Raw genomic sequence first — 22,465 nt, forward strand, 5'->3', positions numbered from 1 at the left:
AAACTAATTTTTAATGTAATATTGTGGGTTGTTATTCTATAAATAGTTAAAAGAGATGGAAATATGAGCGAAATGAGCGAAAAAAATGCTTTTTACACCAAATTAGAGCTTCAGCTAAAGGATACAACAAGTTTTCCTGGGGAGTATATGTATAAATTTATTGTGCCTACGGATGAAAATCAGTTCGAAGAAGTGCAAAAAATATTTAATAATGCAGGTGCTGTTATTAAAACAAAAAAATCAAAAACAGGAAAATATTCTAGTCTTTCTGTCGTATTACAGATAGAAAGTGCTAGTAAAGTAATTGAGTATTACAAAAAAGCAGAAAAAATTAAAGGAATTATATCATTATAAATTTATGAGAAAGTTAGTATTTTTAGCCGTATTAGGCTGTTCAAGTATCGTTTTTGCACAAAAGAAAAGCAAAGTGTTAGTTACTATTGATGGTAAAAAAACAACCATTTCTGATTTTAAAAGAATTTATGAAAAAATTTAGATGCTATTGATAACGAAGAAGCAAAAGATGTCGAGAAAAATTTAGACCTTTTCATTAATTACAAGCTTAAAGTTAAAGACGCATATGCAATAAAATTAGACACTTTAACCACGTATGTAAAGGAAATGGAAACATACAGAAACCAGCTTTCCGCACCTTATATGCAAGATTCTGCGTTTATAAATAAGCTTGTAAAAGACGCTTATTTTAGAACAAAGCACGAAGTTAAAGCAAAACATATTTTAATTACAACACCAAAGATTCCTAGCCCAAAAGATACTTTAGAAGCGTATCAGAAAATTATAAAAATTAGAGATAGAATTGTTAAAGGAGAAGCTTTTGAAGAGGTTGCATTAGAAGTTTCTGAAGATCCTTCTGCAAGAGATGATCAAAAATCTGGTAGATCTGGGAATAGCGGTAATTTGGGTTATTTCTCTGCTTTTAAAATGGTGTATCCTTTTGAAGCTGCTGCTTATACTACTAAAATTGGTCAAGTTTCAGATCCTTTTAGAACCAGTTTTGGATATCATATTTTACAAGTTGATTCTTTAAGACAATCGAAAGGTGAGGTTGAGGTTGCTCATATTTTAATAAATGATACTTCTTCTATAGGTAAAGAACTGGCAAATGAAGTGTATAAAAAACTAGAGAGTGATGCGCAATTTGGTGCTTTAGCAAGACAGTACTCTAGTGATGTTGGTACAAAATCTAAAGGAGGGAAATTGAGACAATTCGGAACTGGTATGATGGTAAAACCTTTTGAAGATGTTGCTTTTAGTTTGGAAAAGGAAGATGAGTATTCTAAACCATTTCAAACGCGTTTTGGATGGCATATTGTTCAATTAATTAAAAAGCATCCTATCGCACCTTTTAGTGAAATGGAAAGTGAATTGAAAAATAAAGTTAGATCTGGCGATAGAGCTCAATTATCTCAAAAAGCGATAATCAATAAATTGAAGAAAAAGTATTCAATTGTAGAAAATGAAGATGCTAAAGAAATTTTTAATAGATCAAATCTAAAATCAATTTCTAAAGATTCACTTCAATCAATAATTTTATCAATAAATGAGAAGAAAATCACTCAAGAACAATTTGCAGATTACCTTAAAAATCTAAGAAATGTTCCTATTTTTCAAAGTTTTGAAGATTTTAAGGATTCAGAAATTTTATCCTATCATAAAGATAATTTAGAGAAAACAGAACCAGAATTTGCATATACTTTGCAGGAATATGAAGACGGTTTATTATTGTTTGAATTAATGCAACAAAAAATTTGGGAAAAATCATCTAAAGACACACTAGGTTTAAAGAATTTTTTTGATGCCAATATTAAAAAGTATCAGCCAAAAGAATTAGATAAAATTAAAGGAGAAGTAATGAATGATTATCAGAGCTTTTTGGATGAAAATTGGATATCAGATTTAAGAAGAAAGAGTTTAATAGAGGTTAATAAAAGACAGCTTAAAAATTAATTAAATTTTATAAAAGCAACTAATGAAACATTTTATAATTGCATTCTTTGGGATACTTCTATTAAATTCTTGTACTTATTTTAAAATGCAAGAAGATGAAGAAGTAGCCTTAGAAATTGTTGCAATTGTAAATACACAAAAGCTTCATAAAAAAGATTTACTTAGCATTTTACCGGAATATATAAGTAAAGAGGATAGTGTTATTTTGGTGAAAAGTTTTATTAATAATTGGGCAATAAAACAAATATTACTTCAAAAAGCAGAAAACAACAACTCTATAGAGGAAATTAATGAAATTGAGCTTTTAGTTAAAGATTACCGAGAAAGTCTACTGATTAATAATTATAAAGAAATTTTGATTAAACAGCAATTAGATACCCTTATTAAAGACGAAGAAATTGTTGATTTTTACTTTAAAAATAAAGAAAACTTTAAACTGAATGAGGAGCTCGTGAAAATCAAATATCTTCATTTTGATAAAAAACTAATTAATAAAAATGAGCTTATAAAATTATTTGCATCAGAAAAAATTGAAGATTTAGAAAAGTTAGAAAAACAACAACTAAGTTTTAAGCATTTCCAATTTAACGATTCTGTTTGGACACAATTAGATAAGGTTTTGTTAAAACTTCCTTTTTCAAAGGATAATATGTTAAAAAAATCAAAATTACTCCAAAAACAAGATTCATTAGGGTTATATTTGGCGGCTATAAAAGAGGTTTTAATTAGGAATGATACGGCTCCATTGAGCTATATTAAATCTACCATAAAACAAATGATTTTACATAAACGTAAAATTGAATTAATTAGAGACATAGAAAAAATATTGGTTAAAGATGCAACAAAGAACAACAATTTTAAAGTATACTAAATTAACTGTTTTAGCAGTTTTTTTTGGGTTGATAAGTATTTCAACTTTTGCTCAAAAAATAAAAATAGATGGGGTTGCTGTAGTTATTGGTAAAAACATTGTTTTAGACTCTGACATAGAAAAATTTAAACAAGAAGTAGAAGTTAGATCAGAAGGTAAAATCACCATTTCAGACTGTGAAATGTTGGAAGAGTTAATGCAACAAAAACTCTTAGCACATCATGCAGTTGTGGATAGTATAGTCGTTTCTGATGTAGATATTAATAGCAGAGTAGAGCAAAGTGTAAGGTATTTCACAGAACAATATGGTAGTGAAGATAAAGTAATTGCGGCTTATGGTTTTAATGATTTAGACGACTTAAAAAAGGAGTTATTTACTGTTCAAAAGGAGAGTGTTTTAATCGAAAAAGAACAGGAAAAAATTACTGATAAAGTAGATGTTACTCCAGAGGAAGTCCGTCTGTATTATAACGGTTTAAAAAATAGTGGAGAATTACCAGAATTTCCTGCAGAAATAGAATTGGCGCAAATTGTTCTATACGCTGCCCCAACGAAAGAAGAAAATGATAGAATTGTTACTCAATTAGAAGAGATTAAAAAGCAAATAGCAGACGGAGCTAGTTTTAAAATGAAAGCGATTATTAATTCTCAGGATCCAGGAGTTACCCAAAATGGCGGACAATATGAAGTAACCAAAGATTCACCTTTTATAAAAGAATTTAAAGAAATGGCTTTTAGTTTAGACGTGGGTCAAGTTTCTAAACCTTTTAAGTCAGATTTCGGGTATCATTTAATGCAATTGCACGAAATTAAAGGAAATATGAGAGTTGCATCACACATATTGATGCAGCCAGATATTCCTGATACGAGATTAAAAGATACGAAAGAGAGAGTAGAACAACTAGCGAAAGATATTAAAGATGGAAAAATTGACTTTGAAGAAGCTGTTAAAAAGTATTCTGAAGATAAAGAAACCAAAAATAACGGAGGTGCAATCGCAAATCCATACACAGGTGATTCTAAATTTGATTTAACAAGAATGGATCCAGATTTATATGCAAGAGTGGCTGAGTTGAAAAAAGGAGAGCTTTCGGATGTGTTTTTTGATCAAAATAGAAGTGGCGAGAAAATGTTTAAATTTATTTTAATGAAAGATAGAACAGACACTCATATTGCCGATTTGGTTGAAGATTATGTAAAGGTTCAAGATTTAGCATTAAGAAAAAAGAAAGAAGAAACCGTTACAAAATGGTCTAAAGAAAAGATAAAAGATACTTATATTAAAATGTCTGAAACACACAGCAAGTGTACTTTTAAAAAAATTGGAAAAAAGAAACAAAGTAAATAATGTCTGATGTGAAAGCTGTAAATGAATTAGTAGTTCAATATAATTCATTAAAATCTGAAATTGGTAAAGTAATTATTGGTCAACAAGAAGCTGTGAAATTCACACTGTTATCGATTTTTTGTGGTGGTCATTCTTTACTAATTGGAGTGCCAGGTTTGGCCAAAACTTTATTGGTAAATACAGTTTCGAATGCATTAGGATTAAATTTTAAGCGCATACAATTTACACCAGATTTAATGCCTTCAGATATTTTAGGAAGCGAAATATTAGATGAAAATAGGCATTTTAAATTTATTAAAGGTCCAATTTTTTCTAACATCGTTTTGGCTGATGAAATTAATAGAACTCCGCCAAAAACGCAAGCAGCGTTGTTAGAAGCAATGCAAGAACGCTCTGTAACCGTTTCTGGAAGTCATTATAAATTAGACCTACCATTTTTTGTATTGGCAACTCAAAACCCAATTGAGCAAGAAGGAACGTATCCTTTACCAGAAGCGCAATTAGATCGTTTTATGTTTTCTATTAACTTAGAATACCCATCATTTAAGGAAGAAGTCGAAGTTGTAAAAAGCACCACTAGTAATATAGAACAAAAAGTAAATGCATTGTTTTCTAGTGAAGACATTATCGCAATTCAAAAACTGATCAGAAAAATACCAGTTACTGATAATGTAATAGAGTATGCAGTTACTTTGGTTGGTAAAACAAGGCCAAAATCTAAGGAAGCTACAGAATTAGTGAAAAGTTATTTAGATTGGGGAGCCGGACCTAGAGCATCGCAAAATTTAATTTTAGCGGCAAAAGCACATGCCGCAATAAATGGCAAGTATTCGCCAGATATAGAGGATGTTAAGGCAGTAGTAATGCCAATCTTATCGCACAGAATAGTTAAAAATTATAAGGCAGAAGCAGAAGGAGTCTCAATTTCTGATATTATAGAATCTCTGCTTTAACTTTTATTTTCTTCTTCCTCTTCTGCAGAATTTTCAAAAAAGCTAAACACATTTCCACCATAACGTTTATCATATCGATGCTTTGTATGAGTCGTTAAATCGGTGTGTTTAGAATGTTCTATAATTAAAACACCATCTTCATTTAGCATATTTCTAGTAAAAACAGTTTCAATGATTTCTAAAAACTTCTCAAGTTCAAAATCATAAGGAGGATCCGCAAAAATAATATCTGCTTGTAAAGGTGTTTTTTCTAAAAATTTATATACATCACTTTTATATGTAATAATGTCTAATTCTAATTCTTTAGCTGTGGTATTTATAAATTTAATGCAGTTAAAATTAGCATCAACCGCATAAATACTTTTGGTACCTCTAGAGGCAAATTCGTAACTAATATTTCCAGTTCCTGAAAACAGGTCAATAACTGTTATGCTCTCAAAGTAATATTGATTGTTTAAGATGTTAAACAACGCTTCTTTTGCCATATCTGTAGTTGGACGAACTGGAAGGTTTTTAGGCGCTCTTAAACGTCTTGCTTTTAGTTTTCCTGATATTATTCTCATTATCCTAGTAGTATGAAGTTAGAGTGATTTGGTGCTTCTAAATCTTTGAAAATGGAATTTTGACTTTCTAAGAAAAAGATGTTTTTAATGTATTTGTAAGCAATTTTATAAATTTCTGATTCAACTTTAATTTCACCGATAAAATACAACTTAAAAATTGCGGTATTTAATTGAATTTGTTCCGCTGTAAATAAAACATAATAGATAAAATCTTCTTTTGTTTGATATAAAAATGAGTTCGAAAAAACTATTTTTTTATTTTCTATAACAACTATGTCAAATGAGTTTTTAGACACATTAATAAACATTGTTTTTTCATTTGAGCGGTCAAGCATCAATAGTTTTTCTATTAAAATGGTATGATGATGCCTATATTCAAATTCACCAAAATTTTGAAATAAATAATTGTTGATGTTTATATAGGGTACATACACATTTTTAGCATCCATGGAGTTTATTTCATCAAAGGCTATAAAATCGGTATTTAAGGTTTTAATATTAAAATTAAGATAGGATGCTAAAGAATTTTGATCAAAATATTTTGAAGGTACAAGTGTTGCTAAATTATTTTTATGGATCACTAATACCGAAGTGTATTCACGTTGTAAATTAGTGTTATTTTTAAAAATATACTCAATTTTTTCAAGTAATTCTTCGGGAGAGTTTAGCGTTTCTTCAAATTGATATTCGGTAAAATAAATTTTCTCTTTTGTCTCTGTGTCAGTAACACAAAAAGAAAATCCATCCAAACTAAATTGGATGGATAATGCTATATCTTTTGTTTTCTTTAAAGAAATTTTACTGATCTTCTTTTGCACGGTCTTTTTTATCATAAGCAGGCGGCCAGTTTCCACCAGTAGTAACTTCTTCTAAAGAACCTACAGAAACAAATTCACCTTTTATTTGGTCATTTTCAACCGCTTCTATTTCTTGTTTCAATAGAGATTCATTCATACCTGCTAAAATTCCTTTTTTAGGTGTTCTTGCTCTAAAAGTTGCTACAACAAGACCTGGTACTTTTTCTACTGATCCAACCTCTATTTCAAATTCTATACCATTTGTTCCAGGAACTTTAAACATATCTTTAAAGTTTCTGTTTTTGAAATACTTTAAAACAGGTTCATAACCAATAGTGTCTGTAACTCTTTTTTCTTCATCGATAATTACCCCACCACCTTTATTAATTTGCTCTACAATTGTTTTAGTTTCAGTAATTGCTAATCGGGCTGTATTAATAAAATTAATTAAACCAGCTTTGTCGGCAGTGTATTGAGAGTTTACTTCGTAATACTTTACTTCTGCATCTCTGATAATTTTTAAGTTATCTACAACAACTGAAAATTTTCCAATTTTTCTTCATTAAATTTAATTGGTTCTAAAATTCCATCATAAATCTTAACCCCTAAAAATATTGCTAGAAGCAATAGTATAACGGACGGAATCCATCTTAATTTTAATGGCAAATATTTAACTACAACAAAGGCTACAGCAACAGCAGCCACGATAGCTACTATAATCATTAGTAATAAATTCATTTTATATTGTTTTTTAATAGTCTTATCGCAAATCTACACTTTTTTTTTAATCATAAAAATTTTTCTTTATAAAGAAATGTATCTTTGGTCATTTAAGACAAATATGTACAAAATAACTACTGATTTTTACAAGGAATTATTAAAGAAATTTCCATACACACCAACGCTTAAACAGAGTCAATTATTAAATTTATTAAGTATTTTTATTTTTAATGAAGAAAAAGATGCTTTATTTTTATTAAAAGGATACGCTGGTACTGGAAAAACAACTATCATAAGTGCATTTGTAAATGCACTTGGCGCGGTGGGCAAGAAAGCAGTATTATTAGCCCCAACAGGAAGAGCGGCTAAAGTGATTTCTATTTATTCTAAAAGACCAGCATTTACAATTCATAAAAAAATATACTTTCCTAAAAAGCAATCGAATGGTTCTGTAGATTTTGTTTTACAACCCAACAAGCATAAAAACACTATTTTTATTATTGATGAAGCTTCCATGATTCCTGATAGCAGACAAAATCAAAAATTGTTTGAAGCTGGTTCTTTGTTGGATGATTTAATTTCTTACGTATATGCAGGCGAAAAATGTAAAATTATTTTTATTGGTGATACTGCCCAACTTCCGCCTGTAAAATTAGATGTAAGTCCTGCATTAATAGCAGACACGCTAACCTATGAGTATCATAAAAGCGTTACAGAAATTGAGTTGGATGAAGTAATGCGACAACATGAAAACTCAGGAATTTTGGCAAATGCAACTCAATTAAGATTGTTATTGCAAAATGAGGGAACTAATTTTCAGTTTGATATTGATTTTCCAGACATCCAAAGATTGACTGATGGTTATGATATTGAAGACGCTTTGGTGTCTGCTTATGATTCTGATGGAGTAGAAGATACCGCTTTTATTGTGCGCTCTAACAAAAGAGCGAATGAGTACAATCAGCAAATACGGATAAGAATTCGCGGACAAGAAAATGAGATTTCAGCAGGCGATTTTGTAATGGTTGTAAAAAATAATTATTATTGGTTAGAGGAAAATTCTACAGCCGGTTTTATCGCTAATGGTGATATTTGCCAAGTTTTAAAAATCTTTTCGATTAAAGAATTGTATGGTTTTAACTTTGCGGAAGTGGAATTAAAAATGATTGATTACCCAGAAATGCAACCTTTTGAAACGGTTCTTTTATTAGACACGTTAACAAGCGAAAGTCCGTCATTGACGTATGAAGAATCTAATAAATTATACCAAGCAGTAAAAGAGGATTATGCGCACGAAAAATCAAAATACAAGCAATTTTTAGCGATTAAAAAGAACAAATACTTTAATTCGCTGCAAGTAAAGTTTTCTTATGCGATGACTTGTCACAAATCTCAAGGAGGACAATGGAAGACTGTTTTTATAGAACAACCATATTTGCCTGATGGTGTTTCTAAAGAATATATTAGATGGCTATACACGGCAGTTACAAGAGCACAAGAAAAGTTGTATTTAATAGGGTTTAAAGATGATTTTTTTATTGATTAATGAAGTAAATAATGAATGGAAATGGTGCCGTAGATATTACCATTATCAGTTCTTAATTCTTTAGATTTATTAGTGCTGTAATTAAAAGCATACCCAAAATTAAAGCTGTTTGCGGTAAATTTTATACCTGCCTCTAAATGGAAAATTAAAGGAACCAACTCTTTAGTAACAGGGCTTGTTGTATTTAAAAAACTACCTTGTAATGTAGCGTCGTAAAGTGAATAGCTAACCATTGGTTTTATATATAAAAAGGATTCTACCGCTCTATTAAAGTTTGTTTTTTCATTATTTAAATTTGTATTAAACGCAATGGAATTTGTAATTTTAGCCAAGGATTTAAAACCTATTCTAGCATAAAATCCCGAAGAAATATTTGTGTAAATTGTTCCTAATTTTGCCGTATTTATCCAAGAAATATCATAATAATTTGAAGGATCTTTTACCAAAAATTGAAAATATTCTGCATTAAAATTTAATCCGAAAGCATTTTTTATTTGATACTCCCATCCAATGGCTTTTTTAAATCCGTAGATATCATGTATAAAATCTTGCAACTCTTTGCCAAAAGCGTTTGAGCCAACAACGCCAATTTGAATAGAGGTATTTAAAATTTTATGGTTTTTGTACACCCGATGAACGCCAAAACTTCCAAATAAATAACTGGCAAAAGGTCTGTCATGATCATTAATATTCTGCACAATTGCTTTATAAGGCGTATACATTTCGTGGCCAATTTTCCACTCAAAAATTCGTTTTTCTTGATTTTCTTTTTTTATTTGAGAAAGATATCGGTAGCTTAAAAATGTTCCGTTTGTATAATACCTGTCTTTTTGCGAAGAAACATATAAATCGTTGTCACTTGTAAAACTGATTTCTTTAGAGAATTTTTCTTGAGAAAGAATGTAAAAAGAAAAAAACAGAAAATAAAAAGAAAGACTATATTTCATACCAGACAAATATAAAATAACTAATTTAAAAGAGTAAATTTTTAACAGATTTTTGAAAAAAAGGTTTTATTTTAGGGCCTTTAAATTAGATAGATGAATACAAAAAAAGCTGTAAGTATAGAAGAATTTGAGAACATAAAAGATAATGAAGAACTTTTATCGCTTTTAAAGACAAAAAATATTTCTTATAACAAGGTAGTAGATACGCTTTTTTATAATAAAGAATTACGGTTATTACAAATAGAGTTAGTGAAACTTCAAAATTATATTTCCAAAAAAAAGATAAGAGTTGCTATTGTTTTTGAAGGAAGAGACGCAGCAGGTAAGGGAGGAAATATCCGAAGATTTATGGAGCATTTAAACCCAAGGTCGAGTAGATTAGTAGCTTTAAATAAACCAACGGATCTAGAAAAAGGCCAATGGTATTTTCAACGATATGTAAAAGAATTGCCAAATCCTGGTGAAATTGTTTTTTTTGACAGAAGTTGGTATAATAGAGCGGTTGTAGAACCTGTAATGGGCTTCTGTTCAGCGATTCAGTACAAACAATTTTTAGTACAAGTTCCGGAGTTTGAACATATGATGTATGAGGACGGCGTTGTTATAATAAAGTTTTGGTTATCAATCACCAAAGAGGAACAGCAAGTGCGTTTTGAAGCTAGAAAAGAAAATCCTTTAAAAAGATGGAAATTTAGTCCAGTTGATAAACAAGGCCAAATTTTGTGGGATAAGTACACACATTATAAGTCAGAAATGTTCTCTAAAACACATACTTCATACAGTCCCTGGATGATTATTAAAACCAATGATAAAAAAGTTGCGAGATTAGAAGCGATGAGACATGTTTTATCACAATTTGATTATGAAGGAAAGTTAGACGCAGGTACAGTTGTAAACCCAGATCCAAACATTGCTATGCGTTATTATCGCTCAAATACGCTACAAATAGATTAAATTTTTATGGATATAAAATTAACAGCATCAGACGTACAAAAGTTGAATTCTAAAAAAGGATTTTTGGCTTTGCTATCTAAAGAGCCTTTTAATATTGTAAAAGCCCTTAGGTATTTAGATTATCAGAAAAAACTAAAGAAATTGCAAACTGAATTAATTAGATTGCAAACTTGGGCAATTAATAATAATGAACGCGTAATTGTTGTTTTTCAAGGAAGAGATGCTGCAGGTAAAGGTGGTGCAATTAGACGGGTTACAGAGCGTATAAATCCACGTCATATGCGTATTGTAGCGTTGCCAAAACCATCTGAAGATGAACAATCTCAGTGGTATTTTCAACGATATGTTGAGCAGTTTCCAAAAGCTGGAGAAATGGTTTTTTTTGATAGAAGTTGGTATAATAGGGCGGTTGTAGAGCCGGTAAACGGATTTTGTACACCAGAAGAATACGAGATCTTTATGAATCAAGTAAATGATTTTGAAAGAATGATTTTAGAATCGGGAATTCATTTGGTTAAAATTTATATGTCTATTTCTAAAAAAGAACAAGCGCAACGTTTTGAAGATATTAAGAATGATCCTTTAAAACAATGGAAGATGACCAAATTAGACGAAAAAGCACAAGTTTTGTGGGATCAATACACAGGGTATAAAAATGCAATGTTCGCAAAAACAAATACGAAGATTTCCCCGTGGAAAATTATACGTGCTAATAGAAAAACAGAAGCTAGAGCTAATGTTATCAATCATATATTAGATAGTATTCCTTACGATAAAAACTTAAAAATTTAGTTTTTTTGAATTAGACTTTTAAGCTTTATAGAACTATCAAACTTATTATTTTCTTGTAACTTTCACAGTTCTTACTTGCACACGTGCCCCCATCGGCTAAATTAGATTACGATACGACCGAAATAAATACAGCACTAAATGGCATTGCATCAGGAGTTTTGGCAAATGATACAGATGAGGATGATATTTTACCGGTTACTCAGTTTTCTGTAAATTTAGATTTGTTGCTCTAAGTTATTGAATGGGAGGATTTCAATAGATCTGAATGCTAACTTTTTGTATGAAGAAATTATTGAAGCAGGATTTTCTTATCGCTATGAAAATTCGGTTATTACTTTATTCGCGCTCATTATAAGTGAGAAATATAGAATAAGATACGGCTTATGATTATAACTTATTTACACCTGGTGGTAATTTTAGTTCTCACGAAATTATTTTTCATTTAGATTTGAATCTAAAAAGAAATTCGAGATGGTTGCTTCATAACAAATGTTATTTTTAGGAAATAGTTAAACTAACTTTTTAACTTCAGAAAAAATAAAATAAACTTCACCAGCAATTTGTTGGCTTGTTTGTAAATAAGTTTCTTCTTGTGTATCTGATCCATCAGCATGTTTTGGATCTACAAAAGGCAAATGAAAACGATGACTTGCAGTGGGTATAAATGGGCAATTTACATCCGCATTATTGCAGGTTGTAATTGCCATAAAAGGTTCTTTATTTAAAGGATCGCTATAAAATTTAGAAAAACCTAAAATAGCCTTTTTTGTACCTTTAAAAGAAATCTGATAGGTAGGATTTTGATGCGAAAAATCTGTTAATTGAAATTCAAAACCAACTTTTTGAAGCGTTTTTACCGTATTTCTATAAAATGCGGTTACTTCTGTTCCTCCAGAAAAAGCATTGATATTCAGTTTAAAATAATGAGCGGCATAAAAACTCCAAACTTGCCCTAATTGACTCCTTCTTGAATTGTGAGTGCATATAAAGTTAAGGTTAACTTCTTTATCTAGAGTATGTTCTTTTGTAATTGCATCAGAAATTTTAAGTAAAAGTGTTTTTCTTTCATCAGAAATTGTTACTTTTTTATAAGCGTTTTCAAAAAAATTTTCTACTGAAATAGTTGAAGTGCTAAGCATCTTGTTATTTTCGTTGCAAGTTAAGTAAATAAAGTACTTTTGTAAATTAAAAGAAAGTTAAGAATGCGTTTAGAAATTGGTCATAAAGTTGCTGTTTTAGATGATGTTTTAAAAGGAATCGTAACCAATATTAACGGTGGTGTGATTTCTGTTAAAACTACAGATGGAATGATTTTTAATTTTCATGAATCAGAATTAGTTAAGATAGGCCAAGAACAAGACGAACTAAGCAAATTTTCTGATATAAATAATGATCTTTTAAAAGAGAAAATGATCACCAATAAACCTAAAAAAAGCTTCTTTCAAAAAGAAAAACACGAGGTTATTTTAGAGGTTGATTTACATATTAATAAGTTAGTAAAATCGGTAAGAGGTTTGGATAATTATGACATGTTAAATCTGCAATTAGATACGGCAAAAAGTAAAGTTGAGTTTGCTATTAGTAAAAGAATTTCTAAAATTGTTTTTATTCATGGAGTTGGAGAAGGAGTTCTAAAATCTGAATTACATTATTTACTTAATAAATATCCAGTGAGATATTATGATGCTTCATACAAAAAATATGGTTTAGGAGCCACGGAAGTCCATATTTTACAAAACCCTAATTAATTGTATTTTTGCACTATGAAACCTATTTACTTAGACAACGCCGCCACAACAAAAATTGATATTGAGGTTTTAAACTTGATGCATGTTTCGATGCAAGAAAATTTTGGAAATCCCTCATCTACTCATCAATTCGGACGAAAAGCAAAATCGGCCGTTGAAACAGCTAGAAAAAATATCGCAAAACATTTTAACGTAACTGCACCCGAAATTATTTTTACTGCTGGAGGTACAGAAGCAGATAATTTAATTTTAAATAATGCCGTTTTAAACCTTGGAGTTCAGAGAATTATTACTTCAAAAATTGAACATCATGCAGTTTTGCACACTGCAGAGTTTCTTCAAAGAACTCAAAATATCATTTTAGATTTTATAAATGTCGATGAATTTGGAGCCATAGATTTAAATCATTTAGAAGAAATTTTAGCTACTTCGGATAAAAAAACGTTGGTGAGTTTGATGCATATCAACAATGAAATTGGTAACATTTTACCTGTTGATGAAATTTGTGTTTTATGTAAAAAATATAACGCTTTATTTCATTCTGATACAGTTCAAGTAATTGGGCATTATGCCCTAGATTTACAGAAATATCCTATAGATTTTATTGTGGCAAGCGCTCATAAATTCCACGGACCAAAAGGAGTTGGTTTTGCTTTTTTTAAAAAAGGATTTGGAGTTTTACCAATGTTTTATGGAGGTGATCAAGAAAGAGGAGCAAGGTCTAGTACAGAAAATGTGCACTCCATTTTAGGAATGGATAAAGCGCTAACCATTGCAATGAGCAATCTGGAAAGTGATACAAAATATATAGAAAACCTAAAACAGTATTTTATTACTGAATTGCTAAATATATCTGCGGATATTCAGTTTAATGGACGTTCATCAGACTTCAAAAAAAGTAGTTATACTATTTTAAACGTTCGTTTTCCTGTTAATAATGATATGTTATTGTTTAGTTTAGATATGGCAGGAATTGCTGTTTCTGGTGGTTCTGCTTGTCAAAGTGGAAGCAATAAAGGTTCTCACGTTTTAGCTGAAATTCTGAAGGATCAGGAAGCAGATAAGACGTCTGTTCGTTTTTCTTTTTCAAAATTTACTACAAAAGAAGAAATTGATACCACTATTATAAAATTAAAAGAACTTTTAGATTAGTTAATAAAAAGTTTTTTGGTTTCTATTTTGTTTTCAGAATCTTGAATTCTAACAAAATAAATTCCGGTTTTTAAATCAGTTACTGAGAATACATTTGTTTTTATGTTATTGTTGGTGAACTGTTTAACTTGTTTTCCTGTAACAGCAAAAACACGAACTTCTTTTACTTCTGTAGATAATGAAAAAAAGTTTGATGTAGGATTTGGATACAGTTGTAAAATATTGTAATCGATAGCAATAACATCAGTAGATAATGTCGCTGCTTGATTTCCGAAAATTTTAAATTCACCAGGAGCTAAATTTATAGTTGCTGCACTGTAAGTTGAATTTCCTGAGCTGTCCATCAAATCTACCCAGTTTCCAGCAATAGGGAAATTTGTGTTTACGGTTTGAGAAACTACATCAAAATTTGCCAAAATAACTACATTTCTTAGTTGCGTAGTTGGAATGTTTGTATCAAAAATATCAATTCTTGGCGTTAAAGAACCAGAAGTAATCGTATAATCTCCTTCAAAAACAGGTTCGTTAATTTTTAGTGCATTCATTCTCGCCCAATCATCGTAAATTTTCTTTCTGCTTGGGTTGGATAGCCAGTTTTCTGACCATTGAGGTTGTTGTTTCGTATCTAATTTGCAATCTCCGTCAGTACCACCAGGTTCATTTACCGTTCCGTTATTACACGTAAAGATTGAAATATCCATTCCTAAAGCAGCAAAATGCCATATCATTTTTGGACCAGGAATTGTTAAACTCACAGCACCAATTGCTGACATTCTTGACAATGCTGTATTTAAATCTTTTACATTATGACTAGATACTGCATCACTACCAAAAGTAACAGCTCGGTACATGATTCTTTCTTCATCATGACTTTCTGGATACCCAATAAGTCTAGGCCCATTGAACTGTGCACGAGATTTATGTCCAATTCCATTAATATTAGAATTAGCGCCATAACCCATAATTAATTGGCTATAAGGATCTGTCATTTTACCCCACATCATCACTCCTTTACCTTCAGCTAAACGGAGTTTTAAATTACATGACATCTCATGATGACGGCAAACCTTTTGATAAAGAAAGAGAAATGCCTTATAAAACAGCCACAATGTTATTATTGACACCTGGAACATCCCAAGTATATTATGGAGATGAAGCTGCAAAAGATTTAATTATAGAAGGAACTGTGGGTGATGCAACTTTGCGTTCGTTTATGAATTGGGATGCCATAAATAGCAATGATGATACTAAGAAAATTCTAAGACATTGGCAGAAACTAGGTCAGTTTAGAGCAAATCATATGTCTGTTGGCGCAGGAAAGCACCAACTAATTTCTGATGAAAATGGCTTGGTGTTTTCAAGAATAAGAAAAGAGGACAAAGTGGTGATGGCAATAAATATGTTAGAACAAAATATACTTATTGATGTTTCTTCAGTCTTTGAAGATGGAGAAAAACTAAGAGATTTTTATTCTGATAAAGAAGTAGTAGTAATAGACGGAAAAGTGAATTTTACATCTATTTATAGTGTTGTTTTGTTAGAAAAAATAGAATAAAACTTAATTTTTACTTGCTTTATTAAATTCATTGATCATAAAATAGGCCCAAATAACAACACATATTACTACAAAAATAGAAAAATAAATAATGATACTATCGATGTTCATTTTTAATTAGTTTTAGAAAAATCATTAAACCTAATAATGTTGGAGCCCAAAGTCCCATAAAGATACCATGAAGTTTTTCGCCAGTTAAAAACAGATACTCTGCAAAAAGAATTATCAAAAAACACAGTACAAGCATAATTGTATTAGCAATTCCTAATTTATTTATGAAATTCATTAATTATTTATTTTTTATAAAGTTACTATTTTTTTTTAATACTAGGTGCACTGCTAGTCAAAAAAGAACAGTGTAACATTTATTTTTATCCTTAGAATATTAAAATAAAATTAAAAATAACTATACTGATTTATTTTAATATACTAATTTTAAGTATTTTGCGCTATATTGTTAACTCAACAACGCTGTATATGTGCTATAAATCTCTTAAAGTCTTAATAATCATATTTATATGTTTACACGGCTATACGTCGTACTCTCAAGAAATACCTCCAATAAATATTTTTTCTCCGGAGATGTATGGCGCCGAAAACCAAAACTGGGCAATAACTCAAGCTCCTAATAAATTTATTTATGTGGCAAATAACGAAGGTTTATTAGAGTATAATGGTGCTAATTGGCAGTTGTATCCTACGCCAAATGAAACAATAATGCGTTCTGTAAAATCTTTTGGAGATAAGATTTATACTGGTTTTTACATGGGCTTTGGTTATTGGGTAAAAAATGATTTTGGCATTTTAGAATATACTTCAATTGTAAAAGAGCAGAACATTAAAATGTTACAAGACGAGCAAATTTGGGAAATTTTTGAGCTGGATGGATTTATGATTTTTAAATCTTTAGAAAGAATTTATTTATTTAATTTAAAAACAAACACCATAAATACGATAAGTGCAGAAAGAAAGATTCTTAAATTATCTATCGTTGACGGAATTATTTATTTTCAAGAAAATACGAAAGGAGTTTATAGAATAGAAAATGGTGTTCCTAAATTAGTTTCAGATGATACAATTTTAAAAGAAAATAAGATTGTAGATATTTTTTTAAAAGATAAAAAATTACTTTTCTTAACTCAAGAAAAAGGTTTTTTCTTTTTAGATATTGATCAAATAAAGCCCTGGAAAACACTTTCAAATGATTTTTTATTAGATAAAACGATTTATAGTGCAAATCATTTAAAAGACGGCAGCATTGCTATAGGTACAATTTCTGATGGACTTATTTATATTTCAAAAGAAGGGAAACTAAACTACCAAGTAACGCAAGCCTTAGGATTAAGTAATAATACTGTTTTAAGTATTTTCGAAGACTTTGATAGCAATATATGGTTAGGTTTAGATAACGGAATTAACACTATAAATTTAACATCTCCATTTAAATTATATGAAAAAAAGAACAATTTCTGGGGTACAATTTACGCTTCAATTATTTTTAAAGGCTATTTGTATTTAGGAACAAATCAAGGATTATACTATAGAAAAAAAGATTCAGAAAATGATTTTCAGTTTGTTGAAAATACTCAAGGTCAAGTTTGGAATTTGGATGAAATAGATAATACATTATTTTGTAGTCATGATTCGGGGACATTTATTATCAATAATAATGAAGCACAACTAATAAAAGGAGCAGAAGGTACTTGGGGCGTTAAAAAAATAAACGAAACTACGATACTTCAGGGTAATTATGATGGTTTGTATGTACTTTCAAAAGAGGGTTCTTCATGGAAGTTAAGGAATAAAATTGATGGTTTTTTTAATTCTAGCAAGTATTTTATGGTGGAAGAAGGCCATAAGATATTTGTAAATCATGAGTACAAGGGTGTTTTTAAATTGGAAGTTGATAAAGATTTTAGAAAAGTTTTAAAAGTTAAAAAGGACGAATCCGTAGAAAAAGGGATTCACTCAAGTTTAATGAAATATCATAAAGATATTTTTTATTCTAGTAAAAAGGGGTTTTTAGATATGATGCTGCAGAAGATAAATTTCAACTTGATTCCATTTATAGCAAGTTAGTTCCGAAAGATAAATTTTTATCAGCAAAATTATTGTTTGATAAAGTGAGTAACAAATTATGGTCTTTTACAAAAGAAGATATTCGATATTTCACACCTGGGAAACTAAGTGACGAACCAAATTTAGAGATAATTCCGATAAAAGGATCAGTACATAAAGGTGCTTCTGGCTATGAAAATATTATTTATTTAAGTGATAAAAAATATTTGATTGGTACTAGTGATGGATATTTAATTGTTAATTTAAATAGTATTAAAGAATCAAATACTTTTAAAATAAGCATTAATAAGGTTCTAAATCATGAATTTGAGAGCCCGAGGAATAGGTTGAGCTTATCTAAAAGTAGTAATTTTAAAAGTTATGAAAATAATTTTGAGTTTTATTATAGTGTTCCAAACTATAATAAAACATCTTCTATAAAATATCAGTATCACTTAGGTGGCCTTAACGAAAAATGGAGTAATTTATCAAATTCAAGTTCGCTATTATTCGAAAATTTACCTTACGGTTCTTATACGTTTAAGGTAAGAGCTTCTATTGACAATAAATTAAGTGATAATGTTGCAGTGTATTCTTTTAAAATTGATAAGCCTTGGTATGTTAGCAATTTAATGGTTACTCTTTACATACTTATTTTTATCTATTTAGGGTATGTAGTGAACGATTTACATCGTAAATATTACAGAAATCAAAGGGAAAATTATTAGAGAAAGCACAAAAGGAGTTAGAATTACAAGAATTAGAAAGTTCACAAAAAATAATAAAGCTCAACAACGAAAAACTAAGGAATGATATTGAAGTCAAAAACAGAGAGTTAGCAACTTCTACAATGAGTATTATTAGAAAGAACGAATTTTTAAGTTCGATAAAAATGGAGTTAGTGTCCGGAGGAAAAGAGAACCTAAATAAAGTTGTTAAAATAATTGATAAAAATTTAAACAATAGAGACGATTGGAAAATGTTTCAAGAAGCATTTAATAATGCGGATAAAAAGTTTCTTGGTAAAATAAAATCGAAGCACACAGAGTTAACTCCAAATGATTTAAGATTGTGCGCATATTTAAGACTAAACTTGTCTTCAAAAGAAATAGCCCCCTTATTAAATATATCTCCAAGAAGTGTGGAAGTAAAACGCTATAGATTAAGGAAAAAAATGAATTTACCTCATGATGAAAATTTAACAAGTTATATATTAGAAGTATAATGCCTCAACATTCGTAAAAATCACCTATACAAAACCACAACATTAGTGGTGTTTACATCCCAATAACGTATTTTTAATATTTTATTAACATTAGTATATGCAACAGATTCAACTTATTTTCTTGTTGTGTATGTTTTTTGTTGGGGTTCTTTTTAGTGATATAAGAAAAAAGTAGCACTATTTTTACATTATTATTATTATTATTATTATAAATTAAAATATTATTTATGAGAAAAAAGATTTCATTACTGATCTTTATGTTTATTAGTTTTTGGGCAACTGCTCAAACAATAAATGTAAAGGGTATTGTAAAAGATGCAATTACTGGAGATGTATTGCCAGGAGTAAGTATTACTATTAAAGGTACAACCACAGGTACTCAAACAGATTTTGATGGACTTTATAGTCTTTCTAATGTAGAAAAAGGAGCCACACTAGTCTTTAATTATTTGGGGTACGCCCAAAAAGAAGTAACTGTTAACCAACAAACTATTAATGTAGGTTTAGACGGGTCTGCAGAATCTTTAGATGAAATTGTAGTTGTAGGGTATGGTACGCAACGAAAAAAGGAAGTAACAGGTGCAGTAACTGTAATTGATGCTGAGGCTATTGAGAGGCTGAACCCAACTAGAGTAGAACAAGCGTTACAAGGTCAAGTTGCTGGGGTAAATATTACCTCTGCATCTGGTTCTCCAGGTAGTAGTTCTAATATTAGAATACGTGGTGTTTCTACAAACGGCGATAGTAGTCCATTAATTTTAGTTGATGGTAACGTAATTGTAGATTTATCAGTTTTAAATCCTAATGATATCAAAAGTATCAATGTACTAAAAGATGCTACAGCTGGTATTTATGGAGTTCGTGCTGCGAATGGAGTTGTTTTAATAACGACGAAATCTGGTAGAAAGGAATCTGAATTGAAATTCCAATTAGATGCATGGACAGGTATTCAATCAACTAGTAAAAAAATTGATTTATTAAATGCTAGAGATTTTGCACTTTATGTAAATGATGCGGGAGACAAAACAAGATTTTTTGTATATCCAAATAAAGGTACTGATTGGCAAGATGAAGTATTTGATCAAGCAATGATTTCTAGTGTTAATTTTAGTGCAAGTGGTGGTACTAAAAAAGCAGCATATACTTTTGGGGTATCTCGTTTAGATCAAGATGGAATTGTGGGTGTAGGTAAATCTAACTTTACAAGAACTACGGCAAGAATAGGTTTTAATTATGATATTTTAGATAATTTAAAATTATCTACAACAGGTTTATTTACAAACTCTGAAAAGAATAATTTACCTGAAGGAGGAATTGGTTCTGTATTATATAGTGCAGTAAACGTGAATCCAGATTTGGCGATTAGAGATGAGAATGGGAATTTTTCTACTGTAGATGATATTTCACAAATTGAAATCATAAACCCATTAGCACAAATTGCGAATAATAATAATACAACAAGAATAGACAGATATAGTGCTACTATTGGTTTAGATTATACGTTCTTAAAAAACTTTACAGCTAGTTCTAAGTTTCAAATAAATCACGCAACAGTTCTTTATGATTCTTTTAGTCCAATAGCTGATTATGGTCCAGGGAAATCTGCAAATAGATTGCAAGAATTTACAACAGATTTTTCTGATATTTATGATGATTATACTTGGGATAACTATATTAATTATACAAATATATTTAACGATGATCATGATTTAACTGTTTTATTAGGTACTTCTATATTTAAAACTACAGGAGAACAATTTTATGGATCTAGTCAAGATGGAACATTAGTCCAGCCTAGAGTTATAGATTTTGATATTGCAAGAGGAGTAGGTTTTTTTGATAGCCGTTTATCTTCAATTTTCACAAGATTGCAATATAGTTATAAAGGTAAATATTTATTATCTGCAGTGCTTCGTAGAGACGGTTCAACTAGTTTTGGTCCAAATAATAAATTTGGTTATTTCCCATCAGCATCAGTTGGTTGGAATGTTTCAGATGAACCATTTTTTGAAGACAATAAAGTAATTAACTCTTTAAAAATTAGAGCAAGTTACGGTGTTATTGGTAATGATAAAATACCTGGTGGAGCATTTGTTTCATTATTAAATGGTGAAGGAGTATACGCATCCAATAATGAAGTAACACAAGAAGATTTATTATTTGGAGTTGCAATTGGTAAAATTGGAAATCCAGATATAAGATGGGAAAAACAAAAATCTGCTAATATTGGTTTTGATGCTAGTTTTTTAGATAGAAAAGTTAAAATTTCTATGGATGCTTTCTCAAAAAGAACAGAAGATTTATTAATTGCACCTCAAGTCTCAGGTTTAATTGGGCCGTATGCGCCAGGTGCTTCTACACCTGTTAAAAATGCAGGAACAGTAGAAAACAAAGGTTTTGAATTTAAGATTGATTACAATGATAGTTTTTCAGAAGATTTTAAATTTAATATGAGTTTTAACTTTACTACAATTGATAATGAAGTACTTTTTGTTTCAAGTGATTCAGGTTTTGAACAAGGAGGGGATTTTGGAGTTGGTTTAGGAATATTCACATCAAGAATGGAAGCTGGTTTTCCAATGGGATATTTTCATGGATTTAAAACTGACGGATTGTATCAAACACAAGCAGAAATTGATGCTTTAAATGCATCATCACCAAATGGAATATATCATAATACAGCTGGTCCTGGAGACTTAAAGTTTGTTGACACGAATGGTGATGGAGAGATTACAGATGCAGATAAAGCATATATTGGAGATCCAATAGCAGATCTTACAATGGGTTTCAATATTGGCTTTTCATATAAAAACTTTGATTTCAGTGCAAATGCATTTGCATCTATAGGTAATGATATGGTTAGAGATTATGAACGTAAAGATTTATATGCAAATAGAGGTACTTATATGTTAGACAGATGGCAAGGCACTGGTACAAGTAATACTGTACCAAGAGCTTTTGCTGGAGCGTCAATAAATACAGATAATTTTTCTGATTTCTTTGTAGAGGATGCTTCTTTTGTTCGATTACAGAACATACAAGTTGGTTATACGATTCAACCTAGTAGTTTAGCAGGTTCAGGAATCAGTAAATTAAGAATATATCTTACAGGAAATAATTTATTTACAATTACAGATTATACAGGTTATGATCCTTCAGCAAGTTCTGGATCTCCAATTGGAGCAGGTGTAGATAAAGGATTTTATCCGGTTGCAAGTTCTTATTTGTTAGGTGTTAACTTAAATTTTTAATAAAAGATGAAGAATAT

The 22,465-nt window shown here is 30.0% G+C and carries 25 protein-coding genes; 18 read left to right on the forward strand and 7 right to left on the reverse strand.

The genetic code is table 11. The annotated features are described in order from the left end of the window. The first annotated feature begins 72 nt into the window (after positions 1 to 72). From BST83_RS04300 to BST83_RS04320, 6 genes are all read left to right on the forward strand, one after another. On the forward strand, positions 73 to 354 hold the full coding sequence (locus BST83_RS04300; protein WP_104810784.1) for a DUF493 family protein: 282 nt from the start codon (positions 73 to 75) through the stop codon (positions 352 to 354). Between the two features lie 4 nt (positions 355 to 358). Beyond that, positions 359 to 496 (forward strand): hypothetical protein, encoded by a 138-nt coding sequence (locus BST83_RS20430; protein ID WP_240614641.1) that lies wholly within the window; start codon positions 359 to 361, stop codon positions 494 to 496. A gap of 125 nt (positions 497 to 621) precedes the next feature. Beyond that, positions 622 to 1,968, forward strand: coding sequence for a peptidylprolyl isomerase (locus BST83_RS04305; RefSeq protein WP_240614642.1), 1,347 nt, complete (start codon positions 622 to 624; stop codon positions 1,966 to 1,968). Between the two features lie 22 nt (positions 1,969 to 1,990). Beyond that, positions 1,991 to 2,839, forward strand: coding sequence for a hypothetical protein (locus BST83_RS04310; RefSeq protein WP_104808729.1), 849 nt, complete (start codon positions 1,991 to 1,993; stop codon positions 2,837 to 2,839). After that, complete coding sequence (locus tag BST83_RS04315) at positions 2,805 to 4,187, forward strand: peptidylprolyl isomerase (protein WP_104808730.1); 1,383 nt, start codon at positions 2,805 to 2,807, stop codon at positions 4,185 to 4,187. The genes BST83_RS04310 and BST83_RS04315 overlap by 35 nt, the downstream gene beginning before the upstream one ends. After that, on the forward strand, positions 4,187 to 5,140 hold the full coding sequence (locus BST83_RS04320; RefSeq protein WP_104808731.1) for an AAA family ATPase: 954 nt from the start codon (positions 4,187 to 4,189) through the stop codon (positions 5,138 to 5,140). The genes BST83_RS04315 and BST83_RS04320 overlap by 1 nt, the downstream gene beginning before the upstream one ends. On the opposite strand, the gene BST83_RS04325 is transcribed toward BST83_RS04320, so the two are convergent. The 4 genes from BST83_RS04325 to BST83_RS20440 form a co-directional block, all read right to left on the reverse strand. Beyond that, on the reverse strand, positions 5,137 to 5,703 hold the full coding sequence (locus tag BST83_RS04325; RefSeq protein ID WP_104808732.1) for an RsmD family RNA methyltransferase: 567 nt from the start codon (positions 5,701 to 5,703) through the stop codon (positions 5,137 to 5,139). The genes BST83_RS04320 and BST83_RS04325 overlap by 4 nt on opposite strands. Continuing rightward, the gene (locus tag BST83_RS04330; RefSeq protein ID WP_240614643.1) at positions 5,703 to 6,521 is read right to left on the reverse strand and encodes a DUF3822 family protein; all 819 of its coding nucleotides are present in this window, start codon (positions 6,519 to 6,521) and stop codon (positions 5,703 to 5,705) included. Before BST83_RS04330 ends, BST83_RS04325 begins: the two co-directional genes overlap by 1 nt. Then, a complete protein-coding gene (locus tag BST83_RS20435) occupies positions 6,502 to 6,783 on the reverse strand; it encodes a hypothetical protein (RefSeq protein ID WP_240614644.1) in 282 nt (93 codons plus the stop codon). The genes BST83_RS04330 and BST83_RS20435 overlap by 20 nt, the downstream gene beginning before the upstream one ends. A gap of 245 nt (positions 6,784 to 7,028) precedes the next feature. After that, entirely contained in the window at positions 7,029 to 7,238 is a 210-nt protein-coding gene (locus tag BST83_RS20440; RefSeq protein WP_240614645.1) for a hypothetical protein, read from the reverse strand. A gap of 103 nt (positions 7,239 to 7,341) precedes the next feature. Between BST83_RS20440 and BST83_RS04340 the strand changes: the two genes are divergently transcribed. Further along, positions 7,342 to 8,766, forward strand: a complete 1,425-nt coding sequence (locus BST83_RS04340) for an ATP-dependent DNA helicase (RefSeq protein ID WP_104808734.1) — start codon at positions 7,342 to 7,344, stop codon at positions 8,764 to 8,766. Here BST83_RS04340 and BST83_RS04345 read toward each other — a convergent pair. Further along, complete coding sequence (locus tag BST83_RS04345; protein WP_104808735.1) at positions 8,763 to 9,713, reverse strand: lipid A deacylase LpxR family protein; 951 nt, start codon at positions 9,711 to 9,713, stop codon at positions 8,763 to 8,765. The two genes, BST83_RS04340 and BST83_RS04345, sit on opposite strands and share 4 nt — an antisense overlap. Before the next feature lie 93 nt (positions 9,714 to 9,806). On the opposite strand from BST83_RS04345, the gene ppk2 (BST83_RS04350) reads away from it, so the two are divergent. From ppk2 (BST83_RS04350) to BST83_RS21375, 4 genes are all read left to right on the forward strand, one after another. Further along, positions 9,807 to 10,667: a polyphosphate kinase 2 gene (gene ppk2 / locus BST83_RS04350; RefSeq protein WP_104808736.1), complete on the forward strand. Its 861-nt coding sequence runs from the start codon at positions 9,807 to 9,809 to the stop codon at positions 10,665 to 10,667. Positions 10,668 to 10,673: 6 nt separating this feature from the next. Then, positions 10,674 to 11,459 carry a polyphosphate kinase 2 gene (gene ppk2 / locus BST83_RS04355; protein WP_104808737.1) on the forward strand — a complete coding sequence of 262 codons (786 nt, stop codon included), beginning with the start codon at positions 10,674 to 10,676 and terminating at the stop codon, positions 11,457 to 11,459. An 83-nt stretch (positions 11,460 to 11,542) separates the two neighbouring features. After that, positions 11,543 to 11,692: a hypothetical protein gene (locus tag BST83_RS19790; RefSeq protein ID WP_170062737.1), complete on the forward strand. Its 150-nt coding sequence runs from the start codon at positions 11,543 to 11,545 to the stop codon at positions 11,690 to 11,692. A 43-nt stretch (positions 11,693 to 11,735) separates the two neighbouring features. Beyond that, the gene (locus BST83_RS21375; protein ID WP_170062738.1) at positions 11,736 to 11,846 is read left to right on the forward strand and encodes a hypothetical protein; all 111 of its coding nucleotides are present in this window, start codon (positions 11,736 to 11,738) and stop codon (positions 11,844 to 11,846) included. Positions 11,847 to 11,968: 122 nt separating this feature from the next. Here BST83_RS21375 and BST83_RS04360 read toward each other — a convergent pair whose 3' ends face one another. Next, positions 11,969 to 12,598, reverse strand: coding sequence for a low molecular weight phosphatase family protein (locus BST83_RS04360; protein WP_104808738.1), 630 nt, complete (start codon positions 12,596 to 12,598; stop codon positions 11,969 to 11,971). Positions 12,599 to 12,661: 63 nt separating this feature from the next. Here BST83_RS04360 and BST83_RS04365 point away from each other — a divergent pair, with 63 nt between their 5' ends. Then, positions 12,662 to 13,207: a DUF8465 domain-containing protein gene (locus BST83_RS04365; RefSeq protein WP_104808739.1), complete on the forward strand. Its 546-nt coding sequence runs from the start codon at positions 12,662 to 12,664 to the stop codon at positions 13,205 to 13,207. A 15-nt stretch (positions 13,208 to 13,222) separates the two neighbouring features. Then, the gene (locus tag BST83_RS04370) at positions 13,223 to 14,359 is read left to right on the forward strand and encodes a cysteine desulfurase family protein (protein WP_104808740.1); all 1,137 of its coding nucleotides are present in this window, start codon (positions 13,223 to 13,225) and stop codon (positions 14,357 to 14,359) included. Here the strand turns inward: BST83_RS04370 and BST83_RS04375 are convergent. Then, complete coding sequence (locus tag BST83_RS04375) at positions 14,356 to 15,408, reverse strand: alpha-amylase family protein (RefSeq protein ID WP_240614646.1); 1,053 nt, start codon at positions 15,406 to 15,408, stop codon at positions 14,356 to 14,358. The genes BST83_RS04370 and BST83_RS04375 overlap by 4 nt on opposite strands. Here BST83_RS04375 and BST83_RS04380 point away from each other — a divergent pair. From BST83_RS04380 to BST83_RS04395, 5 genes are all read left to right on the forward strand, one after another. Then, a complete protein-coding gene (locus BST83_RS04380) occupies positions 15,402 to 15,914 on the forward strand; it encodes a hypothetical protein (protein WP_170062714.1) in 513 nt (170 codons plus the stop codon). The two genes, BST83_RS04375 and BST83_RS04380, sit on opposite strands and share 7 nt — an antisense overlap. Before the next feature lie 642 nt (positions 15,915 to 16,556). After that, positions 16,557 to 17,993: a two-component regulator propeller domain-containing protein gene (locus BST83_RS20445; RefSeq protein ID WP_240614647.1), complete on the forward strand. Its 1,437-nt coding sequence runs from the start codon at positions 16,557 to 16,559 to the stop codon at positions 17,991 to 17,993. Positions 17,994 to 18,037: 44 nt separating this feature from the next. Then, positions 18,038 to 18,700 (forward strand): triple tyrosine motif-containing protein, encoded by a 663-nt coding sequence (locus BST83_RS20450; RefSeq protein ID WP_240614648.1) that lies wholly within the window; start codon positions 18,038 to 18,040, stop codon positions 18,698 to 18,700. 122 nt (positions 18,701 to 18,822) lie between these two features. Further along, positions 18,823 to 19,197, forward strand: coding sequence for a helix-turn-helix transcriptional regulator (locus tag BST83_RS20455; protein WP_240614649.1), 375 nt, complete (start codon positions 18,823 to 18,825; stop codon positions 19,195 to 19,197). 227 nt (positions 19,198 to 19,424) lie between these two features. Further along, positions 19,425 to 22,448, forward strand: coding sequence for a SusC/RagA family TonB-linked outer membrane protein (locus tag BST83_RS04395; RefSeq protein WP_205853552.1), 3,024 nt, complete (start codon positions 19,425 to 19,427; stop codon positions 22,446 to 22,448). Positions 22,449 to 22,465: the final 17 nt, after the last annotated feature.

This window comes from Polaribacter filamentus, assembly GCF_002943715.1.
In the GTDB taxonomy this organism is placed as follows: domain Bacteria; phylum Bacteroidota; class Bacteroidia; order Flavobacteriales; family Flavobacteriaceae; genus Polaribacter; species Polaribacter filamentus.